At 70.2% G+C, this 14,661-nt stretch carries 10 protein-coding genes and 1 tRNA gene; 4 read left to right on the top strand and 7 right to left on the bottom strand.

What is annotated here, in order from left to right:
- Window positions 1-49: 49 nt before the first annotated feature.
- A complete protein-coding gene (locus tag A6A08_RS18800; RefSeq protein ID WP_073703913.1) occupies window positions 50-613 on the bottom strand; it encodes an ANTAR domain-containing response regulator in 564 nt (187 codons plus the stop codon).
- Window positions 614-777: 164 nt separating this feature from the next.
- Between A6A08_RS18800 and A6A08_RS18795 the strand changes: the two genes are divergently transcribed.
- From A6A08_RS18795 to A6A08_RS18785, 3 genes are all read left to right on the top strand, one after another.
- Window positions 778-851 (top strand) — tRNA-Leu (locus A6A08_RS18795).
- A gap of 112 nt (window positions 852-963) precedes the next feature.
- A complete protein-coding gene (locus A6A08_RS18790) occupies window positions 964-1,764 on the top strand; it encodes a helix-turn-helix domain-containing protein (RefSeq protein ID WP_073703912.1) in 801 nt (266 codons plus the stop codon).
- A 209-nt stretch (window positions 1,765-1,973) separates the two neighbouring features.
- Entirely contained in the window at window positions 1,974-2,933 is a 960-nt protein-coding gene (locus tag A6A08_RS18785; RefSeq protein WP_073703911.1) for a DUF1266 domain-containing protein, read from the top strand.
- A 230-nt stretch (window positions 2,934-3,163) separates the two neighbouring features.
- On the opposite strand, the gene pyk is transcribed toward A6A08_RS18785, so the two are convergent.
- The gene (gene pyk, locus A6A08_RS18780; protein WP_073703910.1) at window positions 3,164-4,597 is read right to left on the bottom strand and encodes a pyruvate kinase; all 1,434 of its coding nucleotides are present in this window, start codon (window positions 4,595-4,597) and stop codon (window positions 3,164-3,166) included.
- A gap of 210 nt (window positions 4,598-4,807) precedes the next feature.
- On the opposite strand from pyk, the gene A6A08_RS18775 reads away from it, so the two are divergent.
- Complete coding sequence (locus A6A08_RS18775) at window positions 4,808-5,467, top strand: maleylpyruvate isomerase N-terminal domain-containing protein (protein WP_242422717.1); 660 nt, start codon at window positions 4,808-4,810, stop codon at window positions 5,465-5,467.
- Window positions 5,468-5,645: 178 nt separating this feature from the next.
- Here A6A08_RS18775 and A6A08_RS18770 read toward each other — a convergent pair whose 3' ends face one another.
- The 5 genes from A6A08_RS18770 to gltB all read right to left on the bottom strand — a co-directional run bounded on the left by A6A08_RS18770 (window position 5,646) and on the right by gltB (window position 14,163).
- Window positions 5,646-6,296 (bottom strand): class I SAM-dependent methyltransferase, encoded by a 651-nt coding sequence (locus tag A6A08_RS18770; RefSeq protein ID WP_073704006.1) that lies wholly within the window; start codon window positions 6,294-6,296, stop codon window positions 5,646-5,648.
- 153 nt (window positions 6,297-6,449) lie between these two features.
- Window positions 6,450-7,349, bottom strand: coding sequence for a prenyltransferase (locus A6A08_RS18765; RefSeq protein ID WP_073704005.1), 900 nt, complete (start codon window positions 7,347-7,349; stop codon window positions 6,450-6,452).
- 74 nt (window positions 7,350-7,423) lie between these two features.
- Window positions 7,424-7,807: a DUF2784 domain-containing protein gene (locus tag A6A08_RS18760; protein WP_073703908.1), complete on the bottom strand. Its 384-nt coding sequence runs from the start codon at window positions 7,805-7,807 to the stop codon at window positions 7,424-7,426.
- 313 nt (window positions 7,808-8,120) lie between these two features.
- Window positions 8,121-9,575 carry a glutamate synthase subunit beta gene (locus A6A08_RS18755; RefSeq protein WP_073703907.1) on the bottom strand — a complete coding sequence of 485 codons (1,455 nt, stop codon included), beginning with the start codon at window positions 9,573-9,575 and terminating at the stop codon, window positions 8,121-8,123.
- Between the two features lie 31 nt (window positions 9,576-9,606).
- Entirely contained in the window at window positions 9,607-14,163 is a 4,557-nt protein-coding gene (gltB, locus tag A6A08_RS18750) for a glutamate synthase large subunit (protein ID WP_073703906.1), read from the bottom strand.
- Window positions 14,164-14,661: the final 498 nt, after the last annotated feature.

The following is a 14,661-nucleotide window of genomic DNA, read 5'->3' as shown; positions in this document are numbered from 1 at the left end:
GGTGCGGCCCCTGCGTCAAGCTTCACGGAGGTGGAACCGTAAGCGCTCCTTACCGACCCCCGAGGGTCTCGACGACGGTCTCGGCGACCTTGCGCATGGTCAGGCGCCGATCCATCGAGTTCTTCTGGATCCACCTGAACGCCTCGGGCTCACTCATCCCGTGGCGGCTCTGGAGCAGCCCCTTGGCCTGTTCGACCAGCTTGCGCGTCTCCAGGCGGTCCTGGAGGTTGCTGACCTCGGACTCCAGCGCGGCCAACTCCGCGTAGCGGGAGGTGGCCATCTCGATCGCGGGCACGAGGTCGGTCTTGTTGAACGGCTTGACCAGATAGGCCATGGCCCCGGCCTCGCGTGCCCGCTCGACCAACTCCCGCTGGGAGAAGGCGGTCAGGATCACCACCGGGGCGATCCTCTCCCCCGCGATGCGCTCGGCGGCGGACAGCCCGTCGAGCACCGGCATCTTGATGTCGGTGATCACCAGGTCGGGCTTGAGCTCCTGGGCAAGGCGGATGGCGGTCTCGCCGTCACCGGCCTCGCCCACGACGGCGTAGCCGTCCTCTTCCAGCATCTCCTTGAGGTCCAGGCGGATCAGGGCCTCGTCTTCCGCGATCACCACACGGCTCTGCGTCCTCGTCACGTACACGAGGTTACCGAGATCCGCTAGGATGCTGACCGTCGGGACCGGCACTGCGCGTCAATCGTGACACCACCGTTGGCGGAGTGACAGTCTCTGACACGGGGACGGACACCAGCCAGAATGTCCGGTTTGCCCCCAAAATAGCCCTGGTAGCCCAATTGGCAGAGGCAGCAGATTCAAGTCCTGCGCAGTGTGGGTTCGAATCCCACCCAGGGTACAAAAAGTACGGAGCCGCCCCACCTAGGGCGGCTCTCGGCATTTCGGACCTACCAACCCACTGTAGTGTCCTCATCGACGGAATGTCACAAGCGTGAGCAAGCATTCACGCTATGTACCCATCACACGTCCGCCGCTCGGCGATATCCATGCTCGACTCCGGGATCTCCTACAGCGAGGTCAGCCAGCGCATGGGTATCAACCGATCCACCCTCCGCAACTGGTCGCGAGACCGTTCCCTCATCGAGAAGTACCGGGACAACGGCGACTGCCCCCGGTGTGAGCCCCTCCCCCGGCCACCCGTGGCAACCGATGCCTACAGCTATCTCCTGGGCCTGCACCTCGGTGACGGCGCCATCAACCTCGCCGGTGACGGAAGCCGAGGTGTGTGGCGGCTGAGGATCTACTGCGGCGACTCCTGGCCCGGTCTCATCCGAACGTGCGAGGCCAGCATGGCCGAGGTCCTCCCGGGGCATTCGGTGGGACGGGTCCGCTGTGTCGGGTGCACCGAGGTCTACAGCGACTGGAAGCACTGGCCCTGTCTTTTCCCCCAGCATGGTCCCGGAAAGAAGCACGACCGGGCCATCGTCCTGGAGCCCTGGCAGTCGGAGATCGTTGACGCCCTCCCCGAACCGTTCGTCCGAGGGCTGATCCATTCCGACGGATGCCGGATCGACAACAGGGTCCGTAGGCGAGTCCGCGGCGAGTGGAAGTACTACGAGTACCCCCGCTACCAGTTCCTCAACGCGTCCCGGGACATCGTCGACCTGTTCACCGCCGCCCTCGACCACCTCGGGATCCCCTGGAAACGCCACGTGAACCCCCGACCGCGGATACGCGACAGGATCGTCGTCTCCGTGTCGAGGAGGGCCGCCGTGGCGCGGATGGACGCCTTCGTCGGCCCCAAGTACTGAGGGACCGGACAGACGGGCCAGAACCTCCGTAACTACCCGGCCGCTACCACCCCAAATAGGCCTTTTGTCACTTTATGCCGGGGCAAGCAGGCTGAACCGGTCACATCACGGCCACAACCTGAGTACAACCCGTCGGTTCGGTCGCCCGCGCGGGCGCGCGTCCTTGATCCTTGAAGTCCGAAAGCGAGTTCTCAGGAGAGGAGCAGCCGGTGCTGACCGCGGTGGCCGGGATCGTCGGCGCACTGGTTATCGGCGCCTGGGTCGTGGTGGCCTGGGGCTCCAGGCGCCGCCAGCCCTGGCTGCTGGCCCCCGTCGCGCTGCTCATCGTCCTGCTCGTGGCCCTGGGCCGGCCGGGGTGGGCGTTCCTGCCCGTGGCCGTGCTGGTGGCCGGTTCCTTCGCCGAGCTGGTGATCGGCTCGCGGGAGTCCCCGACGGTGCGCACCAAGGACCCCGAGGCCCCGCTGAGCACCGAGCGCTGGGCCGCGGCCGTGGCGGCGCCGTTCCGGGTGGCGCTGGCCGAGCCGTGGGACGTGGTGGCCCGGCCCTCGCTGCGCCGCCGCTACCGGCGCATGCTGGAGCGTCAGTGGGGGGTGACCGACCGGGAGTCCCTGCGTGAGGCGGTCGAGGCCCTGTTCGAGGAGTTGCACACGGGTCCGTCGCTGGACCTGGTGGTGGATCTGCGCGCCGGGGTGGCCAGGTCGCGTCTTCCGCGGGAGCGGGGTGGACGGGCCACGGGTGCGCAGGTGCGTCTGACCGATGAGCAGGTGGCCCGGCTGCGGACCGTCACGGGGGTGACGGAGGCGGACGAGACGGTGCTGATCGGCGCCTACCAGTGGTGGAAGTCGGTGCACGTGATCCGGCTGGTGTGCGGTGGCGCGTCGTTGGACTGGTTGAGTCCGGTGGAGACGCAGACGCTGCTGCGTCGGGTGGCGTCGGATCTGCAGCGCCGGTACTCGTCGTGGCAGCAGTTGTCGACGGCCTTCCACGCGGGGTACCTGTTGTGGCCGGAGAAGGGCGTGGAGGGCGACCACGGCGGTACGGACCGGGTGTGGGCGGCGCTGGGCCTGTTGTCGGAGGATCCGCGGAGTCCGTGGAACCTGTTGCCGTGGGACATGCCGTTGGAGCGGGTGCTGCCCGAGGGCGGTGTGGCCTCCGGCCAGGAGTCCTAGCCGGGGCCGGCGGGGGCCTGGAGGGTTCGAGGGACCTGGGGGGCGCGGAGGGCTCCGGGGCTTGGGCCGGGGTTCTTCTCGGAGGCGGTTGCTCCCCGGTTGCGCGGGGCGTGGAAAGGCGTCGGCCGCACCTGGTCCTGGCCCGGTGGGCGGCGCGGCTCATACGCCGTTTCCTCCGGGCAGGACCTGATGCGGCACGTCGGTGGGCGCCTGTGGGGGGCGCCTGGTTCCTACTGTGTTCCGAGGGCGACGGCGTCGCCGAGGCGGTGGACGCGCAGGAAGTTGGTGGAACCGACGGTTCCGGGCGGGCTGCCCGCCACGATGACGATCTTGTCGCCCTTGTGGTAGTCGGCGAGCTGGAGGAGCTCGCTCTCCACCTGGCGGACCATGTCGTCGGTGTTGTCGACCCAGGGCACGATGTGGCTCTCGACTCCCCAGGTGAGGGAGAGCCTTCCGCGGGTGGCCTGTTCGGTGGTGAAGGCCATCAGCGGGATGGGAGAGCGGTAGCGGGCCAGGCGGCGGGCGGTCTCGCCGGACATGGTGAAGGCGACCAGTGCCTTGGCGCCGACGGTGGCGCCGATCTCGGCGGCGGCGCGGGCGATGGCTCCGCCGGTGGTCTCGGGCACCCGGTTGAGGATGTGCGAGGCGCGCAGGGACTCCTGCTCGGCGGCGCCGACGATGCGGGCCATGGTCTCGACGGTCTCGACGGGGTACTTGCCGACGCTGGTCTCGCCGGAGAGCATGACGGCGTCGGCGCCGTCGAGGACGGCGTTGGCGACGTCGGAGGTCTCGGCCCGGGTGGGCCGGGGGGCTCCGATCATGGATTCGAGCATCTGGGTGGCGACGATGACCGGTTTGGCCTTGTCGCGGCAGCGCTCGATGGCGCGCTTTTGCACCATGGGGACGTTCTCGAGGGGGAGTTCGACGCCGAGGTCGCCTCGGGCGACCATGACTCCGTCGAAGACCTCGATGATGTCCTGCAGGCGTTCGACGGCCTGGGGTTTCTCGATCTTGGCGATGAGGGGGAGGGTGATGCCCTCCTCGTCCATGATGCGGTGGCACTCCTCGGCGTCCGCGGGGCTGCGGACGAAGGAGAGGGCGATCATGTCGACGTTCTGGTGGAGGGCCCAGCGCAGGTCCGCCTCGTCCTTGTCGGTGAGGGCGGGGACGCTGACGGCGACGCCGGGGAGATTGAGTCCCTTGTGGTTGGAGACGGTGCCGCCGAAGATGACGCGGGTGTGGACGTCGGTGCTGGTGGTCTTGGTGCATTCCAGCACGATGCGGCCGTCGTCGATGAGGACGCGGTCTCCGGGGCGTACGTCTGCGGGGAGTCCCTTGTAGGTGGTGGAGACGCGTGTGGCGTCGCCGGGGACGTCGTCGGTGGTGATGGTGAACTCGTCGCCGCTGTCGAGCTCGACGGGTCCGTCGGCGAAGGTGCCGACGCGGATCTTGGGTCCTTGGAGGTCGGCGAGGACACCGACCGCCTGTTGTGCGGACTCAGCGGCCTGCCGGAGGTTGGCGAGGCTGGCGCTGTGGTCGTCGTGGGTTCCGTGGCTGAGGTTGATTCGGGCGACGTCCAGTCCCGCGTCGACGAGCTTGCGGAGGACTTCCGGGCTCGATGTGGCGGGGCCGAGGGTCGCGACGATTTTTGCTCGACGTGTCACGCCTAACACTCTAGAGCGTTTGGGGGATGCAGTGGTCTAAACCAGGTTGCGAGTGGGTGTGTGTGAGGTGGCGTGGCGACGAATTCGGTGACCCTGGGTGATGGATTCGGGTTGGCGTGTCGGTGTGTTGTGTGTGGTTGCCGTGGCTGTGGGAGGTGCGTCGTGTCTGAGCGTGATGTGGTGGTTTCCGCCCTTTCGTCCGAGGTGAGCGTGTTAGAACCGGTGTTGTTGGGGTTGTCCGAGGGGGAGGCGGTGCTGCCGACGCGGTGTGCGCCGTGGGACGTGGCGGCGCTGGCGATGCACACGGTGGGTGCTCTGCAGCGGGTCCTGGTGATGTTGGACGCCGACACGCCGGAGGGGGCCGCGTCGGTGTCGGCGGCGGGGTACTACGCGCCGGACGTGCGCTTTTCTCCGGAGGTGAACGCCGAACGGGTGGGGTCGGCGCTGGAGGCGGCGGCGCGCGGGGCGGACGCGGGCGAGTCGGGGAGGGTGCTCGGGGCGTCCTGGGCGGAGCTGGCCGTGCGGATGGCGGCGGAGCCGGTGGACCGGGTGGTGGTGACGCGGCACGGTGATCCGATGCTGTTGACGGACTTCCTGGTGACGCGGGTGGTGGAGCTGGGGGTGCACGGGTTGGATCTGGCGGACGCGCTGGGCCGGGATCCGTGGTTGACCGACGAGGCGCTGGCCGTGGTGGTGCGGTTGTTGTTCGGGGGCTGTGACGGCGGGGTCGTGGAGCGGGTGCTGCCCGGGGCCCTGTCGGATCGCGCCGGCGGGGTGGCGGCGGTGCGCGCCGCGACGGGCCGCTCCGGCTCGGACGCCGGACGCGGTGCCCTGGAGGCGGCCGGGGTGCGCTTCCCGGCGTTGGGTTAGGCGGTCCTCCCAAGGCCCGCGCTTCGCTCCGGTCCGTGTCCGGGCGCCCGGACAACCCCCATGGGCGAAGGACCCGGTTCGGAAGAACAGGTCCTGGCCCCGGATCGGGGCCGAGGGCCCCTCTGGTGCCGCCCCGGGCCGCGTTCGCGGGGCCCGGGGCTCCCGCGCGGGCGGGTGGTCATCGGGGGTGTGCGTCCTTGCGCATCAGCAGGTGGCCCCGGCGGTGCCGTTCCGTCTCGCGCGGCTCGCGCAGCATGCGTCCGGTCTCGGTGAATCCGACCTCGCCGGCCAGTCCCGCGAGGTCGTCGATCGGCCACCGGTAGGCCGTCGTCACCTGGTGGTCGAACGCCGCGACCGGGCCGCCCTCCGACTCGAAGAAGGCGAGCAGGAGGTGGCCGCCGGGTGCGAGCACCCGGTGGAACTCGGCGAGGTGGGAGGGCAGGTCCCGCGGCGGGGTGTGGATGACCGAGTACCAGCACACGATGCCGTTCAGCGTGCCGTCGGCCAGGTCCAGGGCGTCCATGGAGCCGACCTCGAAGCGCAGGTCCTGGTACGCCTGACGGGCGAGGTCGATCATCACCGGCGACAGGTCGAGGCCGAAGACGTCCAGTCCCAGGTCCCGCAGGTGCGCGGTCACGCGTCCCGGGCCGCACCCCAGTTCGGCGACGGGTCCGGTGCCGGTGGTCCGTGCGAGTTCGGCGAACGCGGCGAGCACCGCGCGGTCCAGCGGAAGGGCGTCGAGTTCGTCCCGGGCGTAGGCGGCGTAGCGGACCGCCACGGCGTCGTAGGCGGCCGCCGTCGTGTCGGTGTGGGTGGAGGGTTCGGTCACGGACCAGAACACTAGGGCCTTTCCCTCCGTGTGGGCGAGGGACCCGCCGGAAGGGTTCCCGTGGCGTCCGGGCGGGTCCCGGGGGCGGGTGGTCGTCCGGGTCGGGGCCGGGGTGTGCGGGTGGCCGTGTGGCGCGGGTGCGGGCCGGTGGTGTCAGTGGTCGCGGCGCGGTGGTGGCAGGAAGGCGCCGACGCGGCCGTAGGCGCGAAGGACGCGCAGGAGTCGGATGGTGCGCATGCCCTCGCGTTCGATGGTGGCGGCGGTGTCCCAGTGCCGTCCGGTGGTGTCCCAGCCGCCGTCGGGGCGCTGGGTCCGTTCGATGAGGTCGAGGGTGTGTTCGATCTCGGTGTCGGTGAAGAGCGGTCGGGCGATGTGGCCGGGGTCGGGTGCCAGGTCGAGTGCGTTGTGGGTGTGCTGGTGGGTGGTGGGCCGGGGGTCGGTGTCGACGACCGCGCGGATCATGGGGTGGAGCCGGTTGATGGTCTGGACGGCGCGGTGGCGGTCGGGGACGTTCTGCAGGAAGGTGCACACGCCGATGGCCTCGTGCGGGTCGGTCCAGTGCAGGGCGGCGATGCGTTTCCAGCAGTAGGCGGTGGCGTTGTCGCGCCAGGGGTGGGTGATGTGGTGTTTGTGGAGGTATCCGGCGGTGAGGGCGGTGAGTCCGAGGTCGCTGGAGAAGTCCTCGCGTTGCTGCCACCAGGGTGCCGACTCGGTGTAGCGGATGTTGCGCATGACGGGGGGCAGGCCTCCGTCGGGGTTGGTGATGGTGGTGAGGTGGCGGCAGATGCCGTGGCCGAGGCTGGTGGGGATGGGTCCGAGGTCGTCGAGGTAGTCCAGGGCGATTCCGGTGGAGGCGGGTTGGCTGGCGTGTCCGCGCAGGTCGGGGTCGAGTCCGTTGCCGTAGCCGCCGTCGATGTTGCGGTAGGCGGAGAGTGCCGAGCGGACGGGGTCGGTGGGTCCGTTCTGGAACAGGTGGGCGAACCGGTGTCGGTCGACCAGCCGGGCGCTGCGCATGGTGAAGTGTTCCGCTGCGCGGAAGGAGTCCCAGGTCACGACGGTCATGTCTTCGACGGTACGTCCGTGTCGGTGTGGGCGGCATGGGTGGCGGGCGAATCCATCCGCGATATTTACGTACGGTTCGTGGCGGTGTGGTGTTTGCGTCTTCGGGTGAGGAGGGCCAGGCCGGCCCAGGAGGCGAGGACGACGACGGCGACGGCGAGTTGCACGGTGAGCAGGTGTTCGGCGGGGTAGACGATGCCGGTGAGGTAGTGGTCGATGAAGCCCTCCTCGGGGAGTCCGGCCTGTCCGGCGCGTCGGCGGGCCCGGTTCTCGACGTGGGTGAGGGGGCAGGGCCAGCCGATGACGGTGATGCCGAGCCCGTAGAGGGCGCAGCCGAGGTGGATCCAGAAGGTGCGGGGCCACCTCCAGGCGAGGAGGCCGCCGAGGGCGACGTAGGCGAGGAAGGCCAGGTGCACGACCATGGCGGCGTCGGCGATCAGCCGGTAGGTCATCGCGGCCCCTCGCGGTGGTGTGGTCCGCGGCCACGGGTGTGGGCTTGTGCGGGTGGTGGGGTGGTCTCCCCTGGTTCCAGTATTCCTGCCGGGTCTTCGCCGTACCAGGGTGTGGTGGGGTCTGTGGACGGCGGATCCGTCGGCCGCCGCCCGTGGGGCCGTCGTCTCAGGCGGGGTCGGGGGTTCTCGTGCGCCGCCTGCGGAGGGTGAGGGGGGTCGGGCCGGCCCAGGAGGCGAGGACGACGACGGCGACGCGCCGGGCGCGGGGGTGTTCCTCCCCCGCGCCCGGCGCGTGTGTGCTCGGGCCGGCCTCCTAGACCAGCGGGCGTTCGGTCGGCGGGATGGCGACCGGCAGCGTGCTGTCGTCGGTGAGGTAGCGGTCCACTCCGGCGGCGGCGGAGCGGCCCTCGGCGATGGCCCACACGATCAGCGACTGGCCGCGGCCCATGTCGCCGGCGCAGAAGACGCCGTCGACGGTGGTGTGGTAGTCGGCGTCGCGTACGACGTTGCCGCGTCCGTCCAGTTCCACGCCGAGCTGTTCGAGCATGCCCTCCTTCTGGGGGCCGACGAAGCCCATGGCGAGGGTGACCAGTTCGGCGGGGATCTCGCGCTCGGTGCCCTCGACGGGTTCGAAGCCCTTGTCGGTGCGCTTGACCTCGACCAGCTTCAGGGCGCGGACGTCGCCGTTGTCGTCACCGAGGAACTCCAGGGTGTTGACGGAGTAGATCCGCTTGCCGCCCTCCTCGTGCGCGCTGGTGACCTTGTAGAGCATGGGCATGGTCGGCCAGGGCTGGTTCTCGGGCCGCGTGGTGGGCGGCTTGGGCATGATCTCCAGCTGGGTGACCGAGGCGGCGCCCTGGCGGTGGGCGGTGCCCACGCAGTCGGCGCCGGTGTCGCCGCCGCCGATGACCACGACGTGCTTGCCCTCGGCGCTGATGGCGGGGCGCTCGTAGTCGCCCTCCTGCACCCGGTTGGCCAGGGGCAGGTACTCCATGGCCTGGTGGATGCCGCCGAGTTCGCGGCCCTTGGCGGGCAGGTCGCGCCAGGCGGTGGCTCCGCCGGTGAGCACGACGGCGTCGTGGTCGGCGCGCAGCTGGTCGACGGTGATGTCGACGCCGACGTCGACACCGGTGCGGAAGGTGGTGCCCTCGGCGCGCATCTGGGCGATGCGGCGGTCGATGTGCCGCTTTTCCATCTTGAACTCGGGGATGCCGTAGCGCAGCAGTCCGCCGATGCGGTCGGCGCGTTCGTAGACGGTGACGTCGTGCCCGGCGCGGGTGAGCTGCTGGGCGGCTGCGAGCCCGGCGGGGCCGGAGCCGACGACGGCGGCCTTCTTGCCGGTGCGGGTGGTGGGGGGCAGGGGCTTGACCCAGCCCTCCTCCCACGCGCGGTCGATGATGGAGACCTCGACGTTCTTGATGGTCACGGCGGGCTGGTTGATGCCGAGCACGCACGCGGACTCGCACGGGGCGGGGCAGAGCCGCCCGGTGAACTCCGGGAAGTTGTTGGTGGCGTGCAGGCGTTCGATCGCCTCGGCCCAGTCGTGGGTGTGGACGAGGTTGTTCCACTCGGGGATGAGGTTGCCGAGCGGGCAGCCGTTGTGGCAGAAGGGGATGCCGCAGTCCATGCAGCGTGAGGCCTGCTTGGTGACGGTTCCCCGGTCGAAGTCCTCGTAGACCTCGCGCCAGTCCTGGATGCGTACGTCGACCGGGCGGTGCTTGGGCAGCTCGCGCTCGGTGATCTTCAGGAAACCCTTGGGGTCAGCCATGTGTTCTTCCTCCTTTCGTGTGCGCTGACGCTCAGGACTGCGCGGAGGCCATGACGGCCTCGTTGACGTCGCGGCCCTCGCGTTCGGCCTCGGCCTGGGCGAGCAGGACGCGCTTGTAGTCGCGCGGCATGACCTTGGCGATCCGGTCGAGTCCCGCGTCGCCCGCGGCCAGGAGGCGTTCGGCGACGGCCGATCCGGTCTCGGCGTGGTGGCGGGTGAGGACGTCGGTGAGGAAGGCGCGGTCCTCGTCGGTGAGCGCCTCGACCTCGACCATCTCGGTGTTGACGCGTTCGGTGTCCAGGTCCAGGACGTAGGCGGTGCCTCCGGACATGCCGGCCGCGAAGTTGCGGCCGGTGCGGCCGAGGATGACGGCGCGGCCGCCGGTCATGTACTCGCAGCCGTGGTCGCCGATGCCCTCGACGACGGCGAGGGCTCCGGAGTTGCGGACGCAGAAGCGTTCGCCGACGACTCCCCGCAGGAAGATCTCTCCGGAGGTGGCGCCGTAGCCGATGACGTTTCCGGCGATGATGTGGTCCTCCGCGACCAGCCGGGAGCCGGCGTCGGGGCGCACGATGACGCGTCCGCCGGAGAGGCCCTTGCCGACGTAGTCGTTGGCGTCGCCGGACAGGCGCAGGGTGATGCCCCTGGGGACGAACGCGCCGAAGGACTGGCCGGCGGATCCGGTGAAGGAGATGTCGATGGTGTCGTCGGGCAGTCCGTCGGCGCCGTAGCGCTTGGTGACCTCGTGTCCGAGCATGGTGCCGACGGTGCGGTTGACGTTGCGTACGGGCAGTTCGAGCCTGACGGGCTGGCCGAAGTCCAGGGCGCCCTCGCTGAGCTGGATGAGGGTGTTGTCCAGGGCCTTGCCCAGACCGTGGTCCTGGTTGCGCCGCTGGACGCGGTGGTCGCCCGCCCAGGGCTCGACCTCGTGCAGGATCGGCGACAGGTCCAGGCCCTGTGCCTTCCAGTGGGTGAGGGCCTCGGTGGTGTCGAGCAGGTCGACGGCGCCGATGGCCTCGTCCAGGCTGCGGAAGCCGAGCTGGGCGAGGTACTCGCGGACCTCCTGGGCGATGAACTCGAAGAAGTTCACCACGTGGTCGGCCTGGCCGGAGAACCTCTCGCGCAGGGCGGGGTTCTGGGTGGCGACGCCGACGGGGCAGGTGTCGAGGTGGCACACGCGCATCATGACGCAGCCGGAGACGATGAGGGGTGCGGTGGCGAAACCGTACTCCTCGGCGCCGAGCAGGGCGGCGACGACGACGTCGCGGCCGGTCTTCATCTGGCCGTCGGCCTGGACGACGATGCGGTCGCGCAGGCCGTTGAGCAGCAGGGTCTGCTGGGTCTCGGCGAGGCCGAGCTCCCAGGGTGTGCCCGCGTGCTTGAGGGAGGTCAGCGGCGAGGCGCCGGTGCCTCCGTCGTGGCCGGAGATGAGGACGACGTCGGCGTGGGCCTTGGACACGCCGGCGGCGACGGTGCCCACGCCCGCCTCCGAGACCAGTTTGACGTGGACCCGCGCGGAGGGGTTCGCGTTCTTGAGGTCGTGGATGAGCTGGGCGAGGTCCTCGATGGAGTAGATGTCGTGGTGCGGCGGCGGGGAGATGAGCCCGACGCCGGGGGTGGAGTGGCGGGTCTGGGCGACCCACGGGTAGACCTTGTGGCCGGGCAGCTGGCCGCCCTCGCCGGGCTTGGCGCCCTGGGCCATCTTGATCTGGATGTCGTCGGCGTTGCTGAGGTAGTGCGAGGTGACGCCGAAGCGGCCGGAGGCGACCTGCTTGATGGCGCTGCGCCGCAGGTCCCCGTTGGCGTCGGGGGTGAAGCGGTCGGGGTCCTCGCCGCCCTCGCCGGTGTTGGACTTGCCGCCGAGGCGGTTCATCGCGATGGCGAGGGTCTGGTGGGCCTCGGCGGAGATGGAGCCGTAGGACATGGCTCCGGTGGAGAAGCGCTTGACGATCTCCGAGACGGGCTCGACCTCCTCGACGGGCACGGGTTCGCGCACGCCCTCCTTGAGGCGGAAGAGTCCGCGCAGGGTCATGAGCTTCTCGGCCTGGTCGTCGACCTTGGAGGTGTACTCCTTGAAGATCTCGTACTTGCGGGTACGGGTGGAGTGCTGGAGCTTGAAGACGGTCTCGGGGTTGAACAGGTGCGGTTCGCCCTCGCGGCGCCACTGGTACTCGCCGCCGACCTGCAGGCGCCGGTGGGCGTTCGGGTTGGCGGTGTGGGCGCGGCGGTGGCGGATGGCGACCTCCTCGGCGAGGACGTCGAAGCCGACGCCGCCCAGGCGGGAGGTGGTGCCGGTGAAGCAGCGGTCGATGACCTCCTGGCCCAGGCCGAGGGCCTCGAAGATCTGGGCGCCGGTGTAGGAGCTGACCGTGGACACGCCGATCTTGGACATGACCTTCAGGACGCCCTTGCCGAAGGCCTTGACGGTGTTGCGGACGGCCTGGTCGGCGTCGATGCCGCCGATGGTGCCCCGCTCGACCAGGTCGCGGACGGTGGCCAGCGCCAGGTACGGGTTGACGGCGGAGGCGCCGTAGCCGACGAGCAGGGCGACGTGGTGGCATTCGCGCACGTCGGCGGCCTCGACGAGGAGGCCGACCTCGGTGCGGGTCTTCTCGCGGACGAGGTGGTGGTGGACCGATCCGGTGAGCAGCAGCGAGGGGATCGGTGCGCGGTGCGCGTCGGCGCGTCGGTCGCTGAGCACGAGGATGTGGGCGCCGTCGGCGATGGCGGCCGAGACCTCGCCGTTGATCTGCTCCAGGCGGGCGGACAGGGCGTCGCCGCCGCCGTCGACGGGGTAGGTGCCGTCGACGGTGAAGGTCTTCAGGGCCGGGTTGTCCCGGCCCGCGGCGACGATGGCGGCCAGTTCGGCCTGGTCGACGACCGGGGTGGGCAGGACGAGGCGCTGGGTGTCGCCGGGTGCGGCGTCCAGGATGTTGTGCTCGGCGCCCAGGAGGGTGGCCAGGCTGGTGACCATCTCCTCGCGGATGGCGTCCAGGGGCGGGTTGGTGACCTGGGCGAAGTTCTGCGAGAAGTAGTCGAAGAGCTGGCGGGAGCGCTCGGAGAGCGCGGCCACCGGGGTGTCGGTGCCCATGGAGCCGATGGGTTCGGCGCCGGTGCGGGCCATCGGTGTGAGGATGACGCGCAGCTCTTCCTCGGTGTAGCCGAAGACCTGCTGGGCGAGGTTGAGTTCGGCGACCGGGGCGGGCTCGCTCGCGGGCAGGTCGGCCAGGCGCAGGACACCGGAGTCGATCCACTCCTGGTAGGGGTGTTCGGCGGCGAGTTCGGCCTTGATCTCCTCGTCCTCGATGATGCGGCCCTGGGCGGTGTCGACGACGAAGATGCGGCCGGGCTGCAGGCGGCCCTTGCGCACGACGTCGGCGGGTTCGATGTCCAGGACGCCGGCCTCGCTGGCCAGGACGACGAAGCCGTCCTCGGTGACCCAGTAGCGGCCGGGGCGCAGGCCGTTGCGGTCCAGGACCGCGCCGACGACGGTGCCGTCGGTGAAGGACACCGAGGCGGGTCCGTCCCAGGGCTCCATGAGGGTGGAGTGGTACTCGTAGAAGGCCCGGACGGCCGGGTCCATCTCGGTGTGGTTCTCCCAGGGCTCGGGGATCATCATGAGCACCGCGTGCGGCAGCGAGCGTCCGCCCAGGTGCAGCAGCTCCAGGGCGTCGTCGAAGGAGGCGGTGTCGGAGTCGTCGGGGTCGACGATCGGGAAGATCCGGTCGAGGCTGCCGGGGATGAGGTCGGTGGCGAGCTTGGCCTCGCGCGCCCGCATCATGTTCCGGTTGCCCTTGACCGTGTTGATCTCGCCGTTGTGCGCCACGTAGCGGAACGGGTGGGCGAGCGGCCAGGACGGGAACGTGTTGGTGGAGAAGCGGGAGTGGACCAGGGCCAGGCCGGAGGTGTAGCGCCGGTCGGACAGGTCGGGGAAGAAGGGCTCCAGCTGCGGGGTGGTGAGCATGCCCTTGTAGGCGATGGTGCGCGGGGACAGGCTCGGGAAGTAGACGTCGGTCTCGTGCTCGGCGCGCTTGCGCACGCAGTAGGCGTAGCGCTCCAGGGCGATGCCGGTCAGGCCCTCGGTGGCGGTGCCGGGGGTGCCGGTGATGAACAGCTGCCCGAAGTAGGGCATGGCCTGGCGGGCGGCGGGACCGCTGTAGCGGGGTTCGAAGGGCAGGTCGCGCCAGCCGAGCAGGGTCAGGCCCTCGTCGGCGACGATGGCGTTGATGCCCTCGATGGCGGCGGCGCGCTCGGCGGCGTCGGCGGGCAGGAAGCCGATGCCGGTGGCGTAGGCACCCGCCTCGGGGAGCGGGAAGTCGCAGACCTCGGCGTAGAGCTCGTGCGGGACCTGGGTGAGGATGCCCGCGCCGTCGCCGTCGTCGGCGTCGGCACCGGAGGCGCCGCGGTGGTCGAGATTGCGGAGTACGGTGAGCGCCTTCTCGACGGTGTCGTGGCTGCGACGTCCAGTGAGGTCGGCTACGAAGCCCACACCGCAGGCGTCGTGCTCGAAGGCGGGGTCGTACAGGCCCTGGGAAGTGGTTTCCGCGTTCGTTCGGACGGACGAACGCCGCACCTGGCCAGCAGGCATCTACCCTCCTGTCGTCTTTCGTCGGCTTCGTGAAAAGCGCATCCGGGACGACGTTGGCCCTGCTGCGTGCGGATGAAGTTGTGGTGCCGCGTGTGGCGGCGGTTCCCGTCGGGTGTGCTGTGGTCGGCCCGCCTCCGTGGCGCGGTCACGTCCTCGTGGCCGCTGGTGGCGGGTGGGGTACCTGTGACGGGCAGGTTCCCTTATACATGCCGGTCCAGCCGCGATGGTAATCGCAGGTCTAGACCATGTGGCGCCGCGGTGCGCCGTTGGTCGCCGCTCGCGTCCGCCCCCACGGGTGCGGGCACGGTCCCTCGCGGTGTGTCTCCGTGAGGGCTGGCCTAGCCGGTTTTTCCACGAGGGAACCCCGCTAAACCTCCCAAGGTGTTCAAAGCACCGACTGCGGGGTCGGGTAGGTCACGTTGGGCATGCGGGCTCGACGCGCCGCTCCCCCACATTACCCCGGTGTTAACCCTGGCCCCAAGGGGGGCGGGGGTTCGC

The organism is Nocardiopsis sp. TSRI0078, assembly GCF_001905145.1.
In the GTDB taxonomy this organism is placed as follows: Bacteria; Actinomycetota; Actinomycetes; order Streptosporangiales; family Streptosporangiaceae; genus Nocardiopsis.
The sequence above is the reverse complement of the archived record's forward strand: the minus strand, read 5'-3'. Positions and strand labels throughout refer to the sequence as shown.

Coding starts and splice junctions, on each gene's coding strand:
- A6A08_RS18790 (WP_073703912.1), top strand. CDS start 964: ATGTACCCATCACACGTCCGCCGCTCGGCGATATCCATGCTCGACTCC.
- A6A08_RS18760 (WP_073703908.1), bottom strand. CDS start 7,807: ATGACCTACCGGCTGATCGCCGACGCCGCCATGGTCGTGCACCTGGCC.
- A6A08_RS18755 (WP_073703907.1), bottom strand. CDS start 9,575: ATGGCTGACCCCAAGGGTTTCCTGAAGATCACCGAGCGCGAGCTGCCC.
- gltB (WP_073703906.1), bottom strand. CDS start 14,163: ATGCCTGCTGGCCAGGTGCGGCGTTCGTCCGTCCGAACGAACGCGGAA.